Source organism: Streptomyces cathayae (assembly GCF_029760955.1).
Classification (GTDB): Bacteria; Actinomycetota; Actinomycetes; order Streptomycetales; family Streptomycetaceae; genus Streptomyces; species Streptomyces cathayae.
Map to the genome: position 1 here is coordinate 3,634,718 of NZ_CP121682.1, position 17,271 is coordinate 3,651,988.

General features: G+C 68.9%; 11 protein-coding genes and 1 tRNA gene. 8 read left to right on the forward strand and 4 right to left on the reverse strand.

The window, feature by feature from the left end:
* Positions 1–94: 94 nt before the first annotated feature.
* Positions 95–1,021 carry a metallophosphoesterase gene (locus PYS65_RS16440; protein WP_279334703.1) on the forward strand — a complete coding sequence of 309 codons (927 nt, stop codon included), beginning with the start codon at positions 95–97 and terminating at the stop codon, positions 1,019–1,021.
* 143 nt (positions 1,022–1,164) lie between these two features.
* A tRNA-Pro gene (locus PYS65_RS16445) sits at positions 1,165–1,238 on the forward strand.
* Between the two features lie 237 nt (positions 1,239–1,475).
* Here the strand turns inward: PYS65_RS16445 and PYS65_RS16450 are convergent.
* Positions 1,476–6,050, reverse strand: coding sequence for an ATP-binding protein (locus PYS65_RS16450; RefSeq protein ID WP_279334704.1), 4,575 nt, complete (start codon positions 6,048–6,050; stop codon positions 1,476–1,478).
* A gap of 623 nt (positions 6,051–6,673) precedes the next feature.
* Here PYS65_RS16450 and PYS65_RS16455 point away from each other — a divergent pair.
* Both PYS65_RS16455 and PYS65_RS16460 read left to right on the forward strand, forming a co-directional pair.
* Positions 6,674–7,309, forward strand: a complete 636-nt coding sequence (locus PYS65_RS16455; protein ID WP_279334705.1) for a hypothetical protein — start codon at positions 6,674–6,676, stop codon at positions 7,307–7,309.
* Positions 7,278–8,459, forward strand: a complete 1,182-nt coding sequence (locus tag PYS65_RS16460; RefSeq protein WP_279334706.1) for an ImmA/IrrE family metallo-endopeptidase — start codon at positions 7,278–7,280, stop codon at positions 8,457–8,459. The genes PYS65_RS16455 and PYS65_RS16460 overlap by 32 nt, the downstream gene beginning before the upstream one ends.
* 125 nt (positions 8,460–8,584) lie before the next feature.
* On the opposite strand, the gene PYS65_RS16465 is transcribed toward PYS65_RS16460, so the two are convergent.
* The 3 genes from PYS65_RS16465 to PYS65_RS16475 form a co-directional block, all read right to left on the reverse strand.
* Positions 8,585–10,111, reverse strand: coding sequence for a LacI family DNA-binding transcriptional regulator (locus PYS65_RS16465; RefSeq protein WP_279334707.1), 1,527 nt, complete (start codon positions 10,109–10,111; stop codon positions 8,585–8,587).
* Positions 10,112–10,138: 27 nt separating this feature from the next.
* Entirely contained in the window at positions 10,139–10,510 is a 372-nt protein-coding gene (locus tag PYS65_RS16470) for a helix-turn-helix domain-containing protein (RefSeq protein WP_279334708.1), read from the reverse strand.
* A 128-nt stretch (positions 10,511–10,638) separates the two neighbouring features.
* Complete coding sequence (locus PYS65_RS16475) at positions 10,639–11,193, reverse strand: helix-turn-helix domain-containing protein (RefSeq protein ID WP_279334709.1); 555 nt, start codon at positions 11,191–11,193, stop codon at positions 10,639–10,641.
* 256 nt (positions 11,194–11,449) lie between these two features.
* On the opposite strand from PYS65_RS16475, the gene PYS65_RS16480 reads away from it, so the two are divergent.
* The 4 genes from PYS65_RS16480 (at position 11,450) to PYS65_RS16495 (ending at position 16,997) form a co-directional block, all read left to right on the forward strand.
* Entirely contained in the window at positions 11,450–12,982 is a 1,533-nt protein-coding gene (locus PYS65_RS16480; protein WP_481007575.1) for a DnaB-like helicase N-terminal domain-containing protein, read from the forward strand.
* A 393-nt stretch (positions 12,983–13,375) separates the two neighbouring features.
* On the forward strand, positions 13,376–14,593 hold the full coding sequence (locus PYS65_RS16485; protein WP_279337973.1) for a hypothetical protein: 1,218 nt from the start codon (positions 13,376–13,378) through the stop codon (positions 14,591–14,593).
* Between the two features lie 47 nt (positions 14,594–14,640).
* Positions 14,641–15,267, forward strand: coding sequence for a plasmid mobilization relaxosome protein MobC (locus PYS65_RS16490; protein WP_279334710.1), 627 nt, complete (start codon positions 14,641–14,643; stop codon positions 15,265–15,267).
* The gene (locus PYS65_RS16495) at positions 15,264–16,997 is read left to right on the forward strand and encodes a relaxase/mobilization nuclease domain-containing protein (protein ID WP_279334711.1); all 1,734 of its coding nucleotides are present in this window, start codon (positions 15,264–15,266) and stop codon (positions 16,995–16,997) included. Before PYS65_RS16490 ends, PYS65_RS16495 begins: the two co-directional genes overlap by 4 nt.
* Positions 16,998–17,271: the final 274 nt, after the last annotated feature.

The following is a 17,271-nucleotide window of genomic DNA, read 5'->3' on the forward strand; positions in this document are numbered from 1 at the left end:
AGGGGGCGTTCGGACGAACCCGCAAGCCCTGCCGCAGCCCCGGGGAGAAGGGACCGCGGGACGCATCCGGCCCCGGGTCTGACACGATGGGCGTATGCGCGCGCGATACGGAATCCCCCTGGGAATCACGGCGGCCGGTGCCGCCGGTCTGGTGTACGCGGCGGGCTTCGAGGCCCGCTCCTTCCGGCTGCGACGGGTGACGATCCCCGTCCTGCCCGCCGGGATGCGCCCCCTGCGCGTGCTGCAGGTCTCCGACATCCACCTGGTGAGCGGCCAGCGCAAGAAGCAGCGCTGGCTGCGTTCGCTGGCGGGCCTGCGCCCCGACTTCGTGATCAACACGGGCGACAACCTGTCCGACCCCGAGGGCGTACCGGAGGTCCTGGACGCACTGGGCCCGCTGATGGAGTTCCCGGGCGCGTACGTCTTCGGCTCCAACGACTACTACGGCCCCAAGCTGCGCAACCCCGCCCGCTACCTGATCGAGAAGGCCACCGGCCGGCACGGCCTGAACGGCAACGCCCCGGCCGTCGGCGTGATCCACAACCCGTGGGAGGACCTGCGGGACGGTTTCGACGGCGCGGGCTGGCTGAACCTCACGAACACCAGGGGCACCCTGAAGGTCGAGGGCGTCGCGGTCGAGCTGACCGGCCTGGACGACCCGCACATCAAGCGGGACCGCTACACGGAGGTGGCGGGCGGCCCGTCGAACGCGGCAGACTTCTCGATGGGCGTCGTCCACGCCCCCTACCTGCGCGTCCTGGACTCCTTCACGTCCGACGGCTACCCCCTGGTCCTGGCCGGTCACACCCACGGCGGCCAGCTCTGCATCCCCTTCTACGGCGCCCTGGTCACCAACTGCGACCTGGACACCGACCGGGTGAAGGGCCTGTCCACCCACACGTCCGAGGGCCGCACCTCCTACCTTCACGTCTCCGCGGGCTGCGGCACCAACCGCTACACCCCGGTCCGCTTCGCCTGCCCCCCGGAGGCGACGCTGATGACCCTGGTGAGCCGGAAGTAGCGGAGCACCTGTGTCCCGCGGGGGCCGACGGCACCGGTCGGTGCCGTCGGCCCCCACGTGTCCAGCCGTGGCACCCAAACCGGATTTCGCCTCTGGCCACCGGTGGGCTAAAGTAAACGTCGTCGCCGCGAGAGCAGCGACACCGGGGTGTGGCGCAGCTTGGCAGCGCGCTTCGTTCGGGACGAAGAGGTCGTGGGTTCAAATCCCGCCACCCCGACAGTGAAGTACCAGGTCAGGGGCCTGATCCGCTTAGCGGGTCGGGCCCCTGAGTGGTTCCGGGGGCCATTTTGGGAGCCGTTTGGGAGCCGACTTCATATCCCGGCACCCGAACGGCTCCCATCACCCCGCCGCAACTGCCGCTCAGCCCTCATCGGCAGAAGGAAGCCGGGCTCCTCGACCCGTCACGATCAGCAGGGCATGCGCGGGCAGCAACAGGACACGCTGGCTGTACCTCTCACGCCCCGGCATCCGGCCATCGCCACACCGTTGCGTCGGCATCCGCGTCACGTACGCCCCTGAGCTTCACCTCAGCCGCGGATTCGACTTCGAAGAATCGCAACGGATCAGTGATGATCCGAAGCGTCGGAGTTCCTCTGCCCTCTTCCAGGTTCGAGGCGATGACGAGCGAGTAGTTACTTCCCTCTGCAAGAGCACGCGTGAGTTCCGCGCTGGTGAGGGAGACATCGGCGGGCTCTGCCCCGCCGTGAGCCTTAATCTCGTAAAAGTGGCCTGCCGAGTCGACGGCGTCCGCCCCCAGCCGAAGGAGACCTCGCTGGTCTTCCAGCATCCGCCCCCGCTCGTGAAGAATCCGAGCAAGCAGCCCCAGGACGATCTTCTCCTTGTCCCGGTCCTGGTAGCCGAGCAGTCCGGAACGCTCGATGGGCGCGGCCCCACCCCGACGCGGTTGCGGCAGCGAGGCGGCACGTCGCCTTCCCGAGGAGGATGCCGGGCGTGGTTCCGACGAGGAGGTAGTACGGGTGGCCTTTGGGGTGCGCGCCTGCAGTTCGGCCAAGGGGACCAGCTTGCGGGGCTCGACCGACGGCGGGGTGGGTGTGGACCCCAAGCCGGAAGGCGTAGGAGCCGACGAGGGCGTCGGGATGCCGGTGGGCGGGTTCACCGGGCCGCGCGGCTGGGGCGGAATCGTGGGGCCCGAGGGCCGCGACAATTCCCGCTCCCGCAGCTGCGAGGCCAAGCGCTCACGGTCCTCGTGATCTTGCTGGCCGGACGGGACAAGCGGGGCGGCAGGAGCATCTTGCGGCCAGTCCGCTTCCCAGAGATCGCGCCAACGATGCCCGACGTGAGCGCGCTCCGTTGAGAAGAGGGAGGCCACGGCCAACCCTCCTCCCCGCGTGGTTCTCAGAGCCTCGGGGACACTGACGAAGAGCGCCTTGGCTTCCCGGTCGACGTGTGCGTCAACCGGCACCTCGATCGCCTCACGGCCCTCACCCGGGTCCAGCTGGATCCGTAGCCCCGGCAGGATCCTTACCTCGAGTTCCATCAGCCAGGCCCAGCCCGTGAAAGCTTCGGCGGCGGCCGGCTCGTCCCGTACGAGGGTGTCCTGCAGGCTGGTCACCGCCCACCGGAAGTCCCCGGTGAGCTGGCGATCGGGACTTGCGCGGTCCGGAGCGAGGACGCACGCTTCGGATGCCTCCAGCCTGAGCACCTTGAGGAGCCCCAGCAGGCCGACGAATTGCTGCAGATCTCCGCCGGGCTGCCACACGGGCAGGTGCTCGCCGAGCGTGCGGGCGATGACGGGGTGGTCCACCGCGTAGGCGGGGCGCTCCTGCGTCCAGCCGAGGGTGGTCCGCAGCGGCAGCCAGCGCAGCTTGGAGCGCAGGCCGAGAGAGATGGGCCCATCAGTCGAAGTGATCGTGTCGGCGAGGGACCTCAATGCCTCCAGCATCACGCGCTGTTGGTCCGCCTGGAGCTGGGTGCCGGACTGCGCGATCTCCTTCATGACATCGACCAGGTCCTCTGGCCTCGGCTGTTCGATCCGGAGGGCGTCCCAGAGCGGATTCAACTCGGGGTCAGGGATGGTGAAGGGCCGGAAGCCACGGAGGATTGTGGGCCCCCGGAAGCAATCGCTCCCCCGTTGCCATCCTTGGTCGGTTAGCACGAGGTCGGTGCCACTGAAGGCATTCCGGATCCTCCGCTCCAGCTCGAGGCGAGACGGCGCCGCCTGGTTCCTCAGTCGCCCGGCCAGTGCCTGGTAGACGAGATAAATCTCGGCCTTGAGTGAGTCGTCCACCGGGCCGGAGGTCGTAGTGCGCTTCCGCAGCTCCTTCAGACGCTTCATCAGCTGAGGGATGTCGGGATTCCCGTTCACCCCAAGAGCCGCCAGGACATCGGTCCGGTTGGCCACTGCCTCCTGGACCGAAGGGTGCAGATACCCCGGGTCGTCCTGCCCGTACAGCGCTCGTGCGTCACGTGTACACAAGTGCACTTGTCGCGGAGGGAGGAGGTTGCCGCTGGTGTCCTCCAACCAGGCGACCTCCCGAAGCCGCCACACCCAAAGAGCACTCGTCTGACCGTGCACGTTCCATCCGCGGTACGCGTCCGCCACCTGGACTTTTGTGTGCTCGGATGACGTGATCATTCCGGGCCTGCCCAGCGTCTGCAGCAGGGCCGCCGTACGACGCCTACGCTCCTCCGAGTTCTGCTCAGCGATGATGTGCTGTACCACGGCATCCAGGTCCGGACTGATGCGGTCATCCAGCGTGAACTGCGCACCCATTCGACGCAGCGCACTCGTGCGAGCGGACGGCGACAGTCCGCAGTCGTACGCCAAGCCGATACGGGAGTCCGTCGCGTACTTCTTGGTTGTCGAGCCACGCGGAGGCTCCTTCAACCTCGGCGTGTCGGCCACCCCGAGGAGACGCAGGAACCCCGTACGACTCAGCCCGCACTCGGCTTGGGACAGGAGGGTACGCGCATAGGAACGGTGCACCCATCTGATACCGGAAGTCTTTCCCGCAGCAACGGCGAAACGGTCTCCGTCGGCAGTCTCCAGCGTCTGCGGCAGATATGCGTGAGCCGGCAGCACCTGGCACGGCTGCTCGTTGCCATCGGACTCGTACGCGTAACCGTCGAGGAGTACGGCCCGTCCGATGCCGGCGCCGAGCCGCTCACGCACCTTCTTGGACACTTCGCCCAAGGCCCTTTGAAGAGCCACGAGCTGCTCGATTCCGCACCCGGCGTCACCGCCGATTCGTCTGCCCGCGCGTCCCATCTGGTCTATACGGCGCAGCACGGCCGCGGTGTCGTCCCGCCGTACCAGACAGCCCTGCGCCCCCAGCCAGTCGAGTACACGACGGGGCCACTCGGATTCGCGCACGTAAGCGGGGTGGAGGTCAACAACGACGTCCAGCGCATCCAACGGTCCGGTGCCGCGCGGCCCGGCGCCCTGATGTTCCGCGAACGCGACGTCGACTGCCATCGGCTGCAGACGCCGACCGTCGGCTGTAATAACACACGGCCGACTGCGCAGCAGGTAATCGAGTCCTCCCTCGATGGCAACAGCCTTGAGGCGGATGGTCTGTGAAACGTCGTACTCGGTGTTGTCGAGTGAGTTGAGTGCGTCTCTGACCCCTACTTCAGCAGCAAGGTCCGCGGCGCCATTGCCGCGCCAGTCGGTGAGGACATCGCGCCACCGGTCTGCACCGTCGCGTGCGGGTCGCGGGAATGTATTTGGCAGCCCAGCCAGCCGGGCGATGTCCTCGTCGTCCAGCACGTCCAACAGCCGTGACTCCTCGACAGCGAGCTCGGAGAGCGACTTTACGGTCCCATCCGGGCAGGGCAGGGAGAGCCGAGGTGCCAACCATGTGCGGGAACGGTCGACCAACGCTGCGCGAATGCTGTCCTGGAGCCGGGCGGGTGGCGAGGGGTCGGAGGGAGAGGGCAACGGAATGAGGTGCCACGCAGACGGTTCGACATCGCAGAGTACGTCGAGGGCAGCGGCCGCCCAGAGGTCCGCGACGAGTGGTACCAGCTCCTCGTTCCATCGGCTGGCTGCGAATCCTTCGCGGCTGACCACGGGGTCGAACTGGGCGTGCACGCGAGTCGCGACCTTCAACTCGGCTACCGGTAGCCCCGCGTGCACACTCCCTGTTTCCGGCCCATCTACCGGCAGCGCGACGGCGATCGGCATGGAGGCTCCAACCGCTTTGTGTCGGCGTGTACTCGCGCCGAGCGGTGCGACCTGAGTGTCGTACACCCGCCACAACGCCCCACCGGTCGTCCAGGCTTCACGGATCCGGACGACCGCTTCCACGCCGTCAATGCTGAGCTTTTGTCGGCCGATCTCCGCCCAGCTCAGTCTGAGCGTGACCGACGGCGTTTCATCGTCGGTGCTCTGCTCGTCCGGGAAGTCTTGAACGGCTTCGACCCCCCGTACGTTCCGGAGGAAGAGCAGGGAGCTGTCGTTCCATGTCTCGAACCATGTGAAGAGATCCGAGGCGGGGAGCACGTCAGGGGCCAGAGGGATGCGGAAGACCGTCCACTCTGGCCCCACGAGCCGCTCTGGTACCTGCAGTGCCTCGACCGGTTGCATCGACAAGTCGGCGAACCTCACGTGGAAGGGGTGGCAGTGCACCTCCCAGGTGGTGGCGAGAGCGCGCAGGGTCGCCAGCCCGATACCGAACCGTCCGGTGGCCTCCGCGTCGGAGGTCTTTCCACTGAGCCAGGGCAAGCCGAGCAACAGAATGTCGGCCAGTCGCACGCCCTTGCCGTCGTGGGCGATCAACAGCTCCTCGGGGCGCCAAATGAACCGAACCTGGCTAGCCCCCATGTCGTCAGCGTTCTGCACCATCTCGGACAGGACTTGCAGCCGATCCGATGACAGAGTTTCGGCGCCCTTTTGCCCTCCCTCGGCCATCAGCCGGAAGACGCCAGGGCCATTCCGAAGGCCCTCTTCGAGGAGCCCCACCGCGCGAGCGGCCTGCCCAACGGTCTCGACGTCGATGCCCGGATCCGTCCGCGGGTCCGACAGCAGTGCCTCCACTGCCGAGATGAGCTCCTCGTCCTTGTCCACCCGAATCTCCTCCCCATGGGCTGTTGTTGAGAGCGCCCCCCGCGCCCCGCCCAAGACTCGGGGCAGATGACGATCCATCTGGCAGTGACCGGCGTAATCTCGCCAAACGTCGGCACACGCAGGCCACCGAGTCAGTCCTTCAAGCACTGGTCAGGTCGTGTGCCCCAGTCCGCGCAGGTACGCCGCCATCAGCCCACGCCCCCAGTGGGCGAACGACCAAAATCGCCTGATCTTGGGGCCAGATTGTCAGACCGGCGTGCTAGTGGCCACCGGGCGCTGAAGGACTCACCCCGACCTCCCTCGCAGTGGGGCCAACTCGCATAGCAGGCGGGTGGCAACCCGGCGCTGCCGCTGTGCCCTACTCGACGCGTTCGCCAGATCTCCCCCACGGCCCGTGCGGCCAGCTCAGGAGCCTCCTCCTACAAGCGGGCGAGCTGGACCTCAGCGGAGTCGGCCTCGTCCCTGTCCTCCTGATCAGTTCCACGTGGTCGAGCCCATGCAGCAGGACAGCGCTTACGCGCGTCACGGACTAGAACTGATCGGCCGTCAAGCCTCTGGTACGGCAGCACCTTTGATGGGCAACCACCCACACCCTTAACTTTTTCCGTGATATTTTCACGTGCGTGATTAAGGATGAGGTCGCGCACATCCGCGACGCCACCGCGCAGCTCTGCGAACCCCTCCACGATGCCTTCGCGTGGGCTGTTCAGCACCAGCGGACTCAGGTGCCCGAGATGAATGGCCACAGCTACGGCTGGATCCGCACGCACATGACCCGCGCCTTGGTCCACTACCGCCTCGGCTCAGCGGCGGCCAGGCTCGGCGACTGGAAGCTCAGCGGCAACCACCGCCGGAATGGTGAGCTGTGGCTTACGGACGGTGAGTACTGCACCCGACTGCTGCATGGCTTCAGGGACGATCACGTACCGGCCCCAGGGCCGAACCGTCAGCGGCGAGCCTTCTACCAGAACCGCCCCCTGACGAAGTTCGGCCAGCCGACCCTGGTGGGGCCGGAAGACAACGACCTGCTTATCCTCTGGCGTATCGATGCCGAGGGAGCGCCGTTGTTCCGGGTAGTACGGACCATCGGAACGTGGAGGTTCGGCAAAGAACAACTTGTCGATCTTGATTTTCCGTTGCTCGCCAGTGCGTCCGACCTGCGGGACCTTCACTTCGAGCCGCAAGATGAAGGTCTAGAACTCGAACTTCCGGATGAGGAGACGAACGATGCCGACGGCACTGGAGGCTTCACCTGGTGAGCGGCTGCGGACACTCCGCGACCTCCTCGGGCTCACCGGTGCCGACCTCCACCGCCTGACAGGAATCAGCCAAAGCTGGACCTCGCAGGTTGAGACAGGTGCGCGCGAGCCAGCCGAGGACCGGTTGCGCGTGATCGCTGAAGCCACCGATACGCCGATGAGCTTCTTCTACGCGCAGCCTTCCTCCGTGCCGCTGGACTCGTTGCGCTTTCGCAAGATGGCAACTGCGAGCCGGACTGTCACACGCCGGATCAGCGCGTTCTACGGCGAAAGCTTCCGTGTGACAGAGGAGATCATCAACAAGGCCGGCTACCCGGCACCGCCACTCCCGTTCGCCAGCGCACCGGAGCTATCGCAAAGCGACGTCGAGGAACTAGCAGCCCAGACCCGCGAGGCCCTGCGCCTAGCCCCAGACAAGCCCATCCCTCACCTCACGCGTGCGCTTGAGCGCGCTGGTATTGCGGTTGCACCCATCGTGCTGCCCGATCCAACGGGCGACTCCGTCAGCCCGACGAACAAGCACTTCGGCGTTTCATACTGGGCCGGTATCGGAGAGACCGCACTGATCGCGTACTTTCCCGGCGCACAGGGCGACCGGGACCGGTTCACCCTGGCTCATGAACTCGGTCACCTCGTACTCCACACCTTCAGGCCACGCGCAGCAGATCCCGAGGGTGAAGCAAACCGATTCGCGGGCGCCCTGCTTGTCCCCTACGAAAGGGCCCGAGAGGAGATCACGGATCGTCTAACCCTGGAAGGCTTCGCTCGCCGGAAGCAGACATGGGGTGTGTCGATGCAGGCCCTGATCCTTCGCGGTGCCGCAGTTGGGCACATCGACGACAGCCGCAAGCGCTCGCTGTACGTGCAGCTGACTCAGCGCGGCTGGCGCAAGGAGGAGCCCGTGTCGGTAGGACAGGAGGCCCCCCTGCTCCTCTGGAGCCTCCTACAGCGCCAGTACGGGGACAAACCGTATCTACGCGCGTCAGACCAGCTGGCGATCCAGCCTACGATCCTGCGGTCCATCGCTCCACAGCCGGTCGCAAACACCTCAGCTACACGCTCCGGCCGACCAAGAGCTGATGGGAAGGTAGTCGCCTTCAAGCAGCGGGCGAGCCGTCCAGAAGGCGATCTGCGCAGCACTGCGCCCTGATCAGTGAGTCGCTGCCAACGGTTCTCCGCATGCTTCAGAGGGCTGACGAGGGACTCCTTCGCCTCGGACTTGAGACGGGTTGGGCCCGGCAACACTGGGAGCCTTCGGCGCCGGGCCCAATCCACCTAGGCAACGCTATGGAGAGCAAGCCTTCTCAAGCGCAAAAGTTCGTTGAGCACGCGCACCGGCGATGTGGGGCACATGGCCAGTCGGGCGTCGAGTGCTGCCTGCCATTGCTCGGTCAGCCCGTGCATGAGGCGCTTGCGCATGCCAGGGGTGACGTGGGCGTAGCGCGCCGACACGGAGCCGTCGATGTGGCCCATGCGTTCGTCCATAAGGACCTTCTCCGTTCCGAGGTCCTCCATCACGGTCCGGTGGGTGTGGCGAAGGCCGTGGGGCGTGAGGCCCTTGGCGATGGAGAGCCAGCAGGCGTCTGCCCGTTCGCTGGCGCCCCGCCCTCTTGCCGGAACGCCGGGCCAGGGCTCGCCGAGCACCGGCACAGGCCGTGGCTCTTGCGGTGCCTTCTTCGGGTACCAGCCGGAGACCGCCGGGGTGAACAGCCAGGTCGCAAAACCATTCCTGCGCCAATGGGCGGCGCGCTCCGATACGACGCCACCCCGTACGAACCCGAGGTCCGCGATAGCTTGCTCCACCTTCGCTCGTGTGGCTTCGGTGACGCGGTCGGGGTGGTTGAGGATGTTGGACACGGTGCCCGTGGAGACTCCGGCTCGGCGTGCGACGTCGACGAGCTTCGCGCCCTGGTGGCCGCCAGTGCGGGCTGCTCCCTGCCCTCGGAAGACGTAGGCCTTGCCGTGGCACGGACACGGCGTGGGCTTCGTACGGGCGACGTGGTTGGCGACCAGGGCCGACAGCCAGTCCATCGCGTCGATGGTGCGGTAGCTGTCGTCCTTGGGCGGGCAGCGCACCAGCTCGCCTGTGTCGAGTTCATACAGCTGCCACTCCACGCGGACAGCACCGGCGCGGGCGAACTCGGTTTCTAGACCGACGATTTCGCCCCAGCGCATGCCGGTGTAGCCCTTGAGGACCACGGCGACGAACTCGTCGTCGCGGCCGGAGAGCAGGGCGGCCCGTTCGGCGGTCAGCAGGATGCCGAGCGGGTCGGTGACGACCTTCTCCGGGCCGCGGTCGCGGGAGCGGCCGGCGCGCTTGCCGCGTCCGCGCCGTCGCGCGGCCGGGTTGGACGTGATCACCCCCTCGTCGATCGCGTCCTCGAAGATCAGGTGGAGCGTCGAGCGCCAGGTCTTGACGCTGGAGGCCGCGTAGACGGCCTTCTCCTTCTTCTCCCACAGGTCGACGTCCGTGCGCAGGATGCCAGCGAGCGCCATGTCCTCGAAGTCCGGGAGCAGGTGCTCCTCGATGTGGCGCTTGTAGTTCTGCATGGTCGAGGCGGCCAGGTCCTGGGCCTCGTACCAGCGGTTCGCGTACTCGCCGAAGGTCTCCTGGCCGAGCGCCGGGTCGCGCCAGTCGCCGCGCCGGTACTTGTTCTCGGCCTCGCTCGCGGCGCGCTGGGCCTCGCCCTTGGTGGCGAACCGGATTGCCTTGCCGTTGTCGTCGGCCACCGTGAGGTGCTTGCCGGGCGCGGTCTTGTACCGGCCGCGCCAGTAGTTTCCGCGCTTCTCCGCGAAACCCACGTGTACTTCCCCTCCCCTGTCGTCGTCCTAAGCGGCGGTCCCGAACTGGCTCTCGCGTGCGCGGCGTGGGGACCGCGCACGCAGTCGAGCCGTGGGCACGGCAGGCGGCGGGGAAGGGTGGGGAGTTGGCGGCTTGGGAGCGCGAGCCGCCGGGTGCTGCTGGGGGGAGGCAGGACGGGCCTCGTGCATGCGGATGATCTCCGCGAGGTGCTCGCCGGTGAAGCGGTAGGCGCGGCCTACGCGCGTGAAGGGGATGAGCCGCCGACGGGCACGGTCCTTGACCCACCAGGCGGAGCAGCCGAGGACGGCCGCAACCTCCTCCGGGACGTAGAGGCGGGGCAGGGCGGCGTCCGAGTACGGAGTCGGTGCGGAGGCAGGGGGTATCGCGGGTTGGCGCAAGGGGTGGTTCCTCTTCTGGCGGGCATGGTGCGGCAACACCAGCCCGCCGGTCGATCGCTGGGGATGGGGTGGGGATGCCCGTGCTGGGGGTTTGCGGGCCCAGGACGGGATGGGATGGAAGCGGGAGGCTATGCCTCGTCGGAGGTGTCGGCCTCGCCGTGGTGCGCGGCGGTCGGCGGTCCGTACGCCTTCAGCAGATGCTTGGCGGACTCCTCGGCCATGGCGTTGGAGACCATCACGTCCGCTTCCTCGCGGATGTCGGGGTGCTCGGCGAGGTAGGCGTCCAGGGCGTCGCGCGCCTGGGTGTAGGCGACGTTGGCGTGCTGGGTCTCGCGGAAGGCGTCCACGACGGCGTCGATGAGCTCCATGGCTCGGGCCTGGGCGGCAAGCTGGGGCGGGCCGACGAGGTTGCGCAGGTCGATGCCGAAGACCTCGGCGAAGCCGATGGCCTCGTCGAGGTTGATGCGGCGCTTGCCGTTCTCGATGCGCCAGACCGCCGATGGGTTCATCTCGAAGCCGGCCTCGTTCAGGCGGTCGGACAGGGCGTTGGTGCTCCAGCCGCGCGCCTCGCGCTCAAGCTTGATGCGCACGGCGACGTTCGCCTCGCCGCTGAGCAGCACGCCCTGTGGGGCGTCTTCATCTGCCACAGCCACCTCCTTCCGTTCGTAGCGAGTCACTGCCATTTGCAGCAACCCCTGAACAGTAGCATGTATTCTGCGAGATGCAGAACACTTCTGCGATCGGCAATTAGTGTGGCATGGTGGTAGCCCCGCCCCCACCAGCCCGAGGAGCCTCCGCGACCCGCCCCGCGTAGCGCCGCATGCAAAAAGCCCCCGGCTGTCACCGGGGGCCAAGCGCAAACCTCTCAACCGCCATCCCTAGCGATCGACCCGCGTGGCCGGGATTGCCGTCCCGTATGGCCCGCGAGCAGAGGAGCTGATGCCCAGTATGACCGATGCCCAACCGAATACGCCATCCCGCTCCATGGACATCCACGCGTCAGCGCCGGAAGGGCCCACACAGCCTTTCAACGTGGAGGCCGAGCGCGCGGTGCTCGGCGCCTGCATGCACCACAGCGACGTCATCGACGCGGTGCGGCCCGTCCTGGGCGACGACGCCTTCTATCGGCCCGCGCACGAGACGGTCTGGCGGGCACTGCTCGCCCAGCACCGCGAGGGCAGGCCGACCGATCCGATCGTCCTGACCGAGCTGCTCCAGGAGCAGGGCGATCTGCAGCGTGTCGGCGGCCCCGCCTACCTGCACCAGCTCGCCGACGCGCTCTACGGCACCGGCAACGCGGAGTACCACGCGGAGATCATCCGCAAGAAGGCCGACCTGCGCCGGCTGCTGGCCTCCGCCGTACGCACCGTCCAGCGCGCCCAGGAGCCCGGCGCCGATCCTGACGAGATACGCAGCGACATCGAGGCGACGGTGCGTGCCGAACGCGAGCGCGCGCTCGCCTCGGGTCAAGGCCGCCTGTCTCGGTTCGCCGTCGACGGATGGTGCTTCGTCAAGGAGACCGGGGCCGACACCGAACCCCTGTGGGGAACCCGCGACAAGACCGTTTGGGCATCGGGCGAGAGCCTCATGATCGTCGGCGCTCCCGGCGTCGGTAAGACCACCCTGGCCCACCAGGTCGTCTTCGCGCGCCTCGGCCTCCAGGAGACGGTCCTGGAGATGCCGGTCGCGCCCAGCAGGCGGGTGCTCTACCTGGCCATGGACCGCCCCAAGCAGATCGCCAAGGCCATGGACCGCCGTGTCTTCCCCACCGACGAGAAGATTCTGCGGGACCGGCTCGTCGTCTGGCAGGGCCCGCTGCCCGCCAGCCTGGACAAGGAGCCCGACCTCCTCGCCGACCTCGCCACCGCCCACCGGGCCGACACCATCGTGATCGACAGCCTCAAGGACGCCGTCAGCACGATGGTCGACGACAGCCTCGCGGTCGCCTTCCACAACGCCCGCAACCGCGCGCTGCGCAACGGCGTGGAGATCATGGAGCTGCACCACCAGCGCAAGGCCACCGCCGACGCCCCACGCGGCCAGCGCCCCAGCCTGGACCAGGTCTACGGCTCCACCTGGTACGTCTCCGGCGCGGGCAGCGTCCTGTTCGTCACCGGCAAGGCCGGCGACCCCGCCGTCACCCTCCACCACCTCAAGACCCCCACCGGGGAGATCGGCCCGCTGGATGTCACCCACGACCACGTGCGCGGCACCACCACGGTCGACCCCAGCAAGGACCCCGCCGTCCTGCTCCGCAACGCCCCGAACGGGCTGAGCGCCCGCGACCTGGCAGCGGTCCTGATCGGCGGAGGCGACCCCGACCGCGCCGACGTGGAGAAGGCACGACGCCACCTGGCCCGCCTCGTCGACAGCGGCCTGGCCACCAAGGCCGACGGCATCGCCGGAGGAGCCGGAGGCGGACAGCAGACCCGCTACTACGCCTCCGCCCGCCACCTCACCGCCGTCGGCTGAGCTCCCGCCGGCCCACGCGAAGCGATCACGCGACCGTACACGCGGCCCTCACGCGAACACCCCGCAGTGAACCGCTCACAGCGCACACGCTCACCGCAAAACCACAGGTCAAGCGATCACGCGAGCGTCCACGCCGTACACGCGCCCGAGCGATCACGCGCGGGCCCCCTTTAGAAGGGGGCCCGCGTGTACGCCCCCTCCGTGAACGCCGCTCACTACCGCCCCACAAGCCCCACCGCACCCCTGGAGAGACCTGACTTGCCCTCCCCCGCCTCGACAGCCCAGGCCACGGAACACGGCAATGCCTCGCTCCTGCCGGACTGGGCTGCCTCGCCTGCACTGACAGCGGTGCTGCTCGTCCTGCTCGTGCTACTCGCCCTGTTCACCGGGTGGATGATCCGCCAGCAGCGCCGGCAGCCGCCCGGCGCCAACCGGTGGCGCGGGACCGTCGCAGTGCGCGTCGCTGCCGTGGCCGCGATCGGTTGCACCGCCTACAGCGCGGACACCAGCTGGCGGTTCGCCGCCGACTACCTCGACATGGGCAGCACCGCCGAGCGCGTCGCGATGTTCGCCGTCGCCGAGCTGGCCCTGTTCGCCACCGCGCTGATGGCGCGCCAGAACCTGAACGGTCCGAAGCAGGCACCCGGCCTGCCCGGCACCCTCACCTGGGTCATCACCGCCGTCCAGATCCTGCCCGCCTACGCCGAGTCAGGGCTGGTCGGCGGCACGGTGCGAGCCTTCGTCGGCCCGGTCATGGCCGCGATGCTGTGGCACCTGGCCATGGGCATCGAGCTGCGCCACCGCACCCCCGACGCCGCCTCACGCAGCCTGGCCGCCGTCCTCGTCCGCCAGGCACGCGAACGCCTGCTGGCCCGACTGGGCATCGCCGACCAGGACGCGGATGCCGCCCGGCTCATCCGCGAGCGCGCGCTGAGTGAATCCGTCGCCCTGATCCTCCGCGCCGAGGCGATGACCGACCGGCAGCGCGGCAGACGACGGGGACGACGCCTGGCAGAGCGCCTGCACCAGGCCCTGGAACAGGCCGACGTCGACGGTGATCCGCTCCAGGACGAACTGCTGCTGCGCAAGCTCGCCACCCGCAAGCAGGCCCTCGACCTCGCGTCTGTCACGCTGCCGCCGCGCTGGCACGCCCCGGCCTCGTACACCGCCCGTGGATCCGGGCACAACAGTCTGGGCACCGCCCGCCCGGAACCAGCGCCACGGACAGAGGACGCTGCCCGCCCGCATTCATCAGACCCGGGCGACGACGAGGTGCCCCCAGCTGCCCGCCTTGCGCCAGGACTGCCCACACGGGCAGCAACCGACGACTGCCCGCCACTCACGGGCAACACCTCGGGCAGCGCTCCGGGCAGGCCCAAGCGAAAACCGGCTGCCCCGAAGAAACACGAGGCCCGTAAATCTCGCGCCTCCGACGAGGTCATCCTCAGCTTCACCCACCGCATGTACGAGGAGACCGGCAGCGTCGGACGCGACCGGGTCGAGGACGCCCTGCGCGCCGCCGGCCACACCGTCTCCAGCGACGACGTCGGACGGATCGTCCGCGAGTTCAAGGCCCAACTCAAGGCCGCAGCCAGCGATCAACCCCGCTGATCCCCACAGCTTCAGCGCTCCCAACCACGCCCCGACACGGAGGAACAATGCACACCCCGCACCACCACGACCCCACCACCCACGAGGATCTCCTGCCGACCACCCCTGCCCCAGGCGGAGCAAGTTGGAGGTCCGGACACTCCCCCGCGGGGGGTGCGCTCGAACCCGACCCCGCCCCGGGGGTGGCGGGGCCCGTCCGGCACCAGGGGGCGCCGGACGGGAAGGCTGCGACCGAGGGCGGACCGCAGCCGGGCAGGGCCGGCCGCACGGCCAGGGCCGGGAAGGGCAAGTCGCGTCCGCGCGACAAGAAGCAGCGTCCCGCCCACAGCGTCCGCCTCAACGACCACGAGCTCGCCATCATCCGATCCGGTGCCGAGCACGTCGGCATGAGCGTGGCCGGGTTTTTGGCCTACTCCGCCCTGGCCGCCGCCCGCGACCAGTCCCGCACCGCGGCCGCCATCGCCACCGAGCGGGATGTCCTGACCGCGCTGTTCGGCGTGCGCCGTCAGCTCGGCTGGGCCGGCAGCAACGTCAACCAGATCGCCAAGGCCCTCAACTCCGGTGCTGACGCACCGCACTTCGCCGCTGCTCTCGACGGTCTGCGACGCGCCGCGCAGGCCGTCCAGCGGGCGGCCGACAGGATCACCAACCGGCGGGAGGACCAGGCGGCTTGATCCCCCGGATCCACCAGCAGGGCAGCAACACTCTCGGCCTCCTGCACTACCTGTACGGCAGGGGCACCCACGAGGAACACGTCGACCCCCACCTGGTCGCCTCCTTCGACGACATAGCCCCCGACCCCGGCCGCGACCCCTCGGTGACGAAGAAGGACCTCCAGCACCTCCTCGACCAGCCCCTGGCCCTCCTCGGCTCCGGGCAGCGCCCGGACAAGCACGTCTGGCACTGCTCCGTGCGCGCCGCCCCCGGCGACCCGATCCTGTACGACGAGCAGTGGGCCAAGATCGCCTGCCGCATGGTCGCCGCCACCGGCATCGACCCCGGCGACGGCGCCGGCTGCCGCTGGGCCGCCGTCCGCCACGCCACCGACCACATCCACATCATCGCCACCCTCATCCGCGAAGACGGCCGCCGCCCCGACCACCACCGCTCCGGCAAACGCGCCCAGGCCGAGGCCCGCCTCATCGAAACCGAGTACGGCCTGCACCGCGTCGCCCCTGGTGACGGCACCGCCGCCAAGCGCCCCACCAGCGCCGAACGCCACAAGGCCGAGCGCCAGGGCAGGGAACGCACCGTGCGGGAGGAGCTGCGCGAAACCGTCCGCCGCGCGGCGGCCGGCGCCGCCACCGAGACCGAGTTCTTCGACCGGCTCAAGGCCGCCGGGCTTCTGGTCCGCACCAGCGTGCTGCCCTCCGGTGACCTGCGCGGTTACACCGTCGCCCTGCCCGGCGATCGCAACAAGGACGGCGAACCGGTCTTCTACGCAGGCTCGACGCTCGCCCCCGACCTGTCCCTGCCCCGCATCCGGGACCGCTTCAACACAGCTGCCGTCGCGTCGGCGCCGGGCAGCACCGGCCGCCAGGACCATGGGGCCGCACAGCAGCCAGCGCCGTCCGCCGCACGGCGCACCACCACACACGCGGCATGGGCGGCCCTGCTCGTCATCGACCACGGCGACGACGGCGCCGCGGCAGCGCAGATCGCCGCCACCGGCGAGGTCCTCGACGCCCTCGCCAAGACCTCCGCCCTCCACACCCGCCAGCAGCTACGCGAAGCGGCCTGGGCGTTCGAACGGGCCTCCCGCTCCCACACCCGAGCAGAGTTCTGCCACAGTCAGCAGCTACGACGCGCAGCCCGAGACCTGGTCCGTAGCGGCCCGGCACTCGGCCGGGGCGAGGACGGCGCCACCACCGCCATGGTGATCGACACACTCTTCTTCCTCGCCCTCGCCGCCGCACACTGGCACGCCCAGCGCCAGCACGCCCAGCAAGCCGCAGCCGCACGGCAGGCCGCCACCCACCTCCAGGCCGCGTACGCCGCGGCCAGCGAGGAATCGATGGCCCGCCTGCGAGCCCAGGGCCTGCGCCTGGCCCAGCCCGTACGCGACTGGTCCGCCGCCCTTCTGCGCACCACCGCGCCACAGATCGCCGAGCGGGTGCTCGGCGAACCGGGCTGGTCCGCCCTGGCAGCCACCATCACGCACGCCTACCAGGCCGGCCATGACCCACAAGCGCTGCTGCACAAAGCCGTCGCCCAACGTGAACTGCACACCGCCGAGTCCGTCAGCGACGTCCTCGTCTGGCGTCTGCGACGCATGGCCGACCTGCCCGCCAACGTGACGGTGATCTCCCAGCACAGCACCCGGGCCACGGACTCACTGCCCTACGCTGCCCCGCTCGGACCCGTCTCCATCGCCGTCGACCAGCACCGCCGACACCGCAGGTAATCACCAGCAACCGCGGGGCCGTTCACCGCAAGGAACGGCCCCGCGGGAAAGACGAACACAAGCTGGTCCCCTCCAGTCGGCTACCGGTGCCCTACGGTCACGTCGACCCCTCACTCGAACAAGGCCGGTCTCCGGTCCACCCACCGCACAACCCGGACTACAGGGACGGCCTGGTCGATGACCGTGACGACGTCTTCGGGGATGCCGGGGCGGAACTGGCGGTATTACCTGGTGGTTCCGGTGAACAGGCTCATGTGGGCCACCGTCCTGTGAG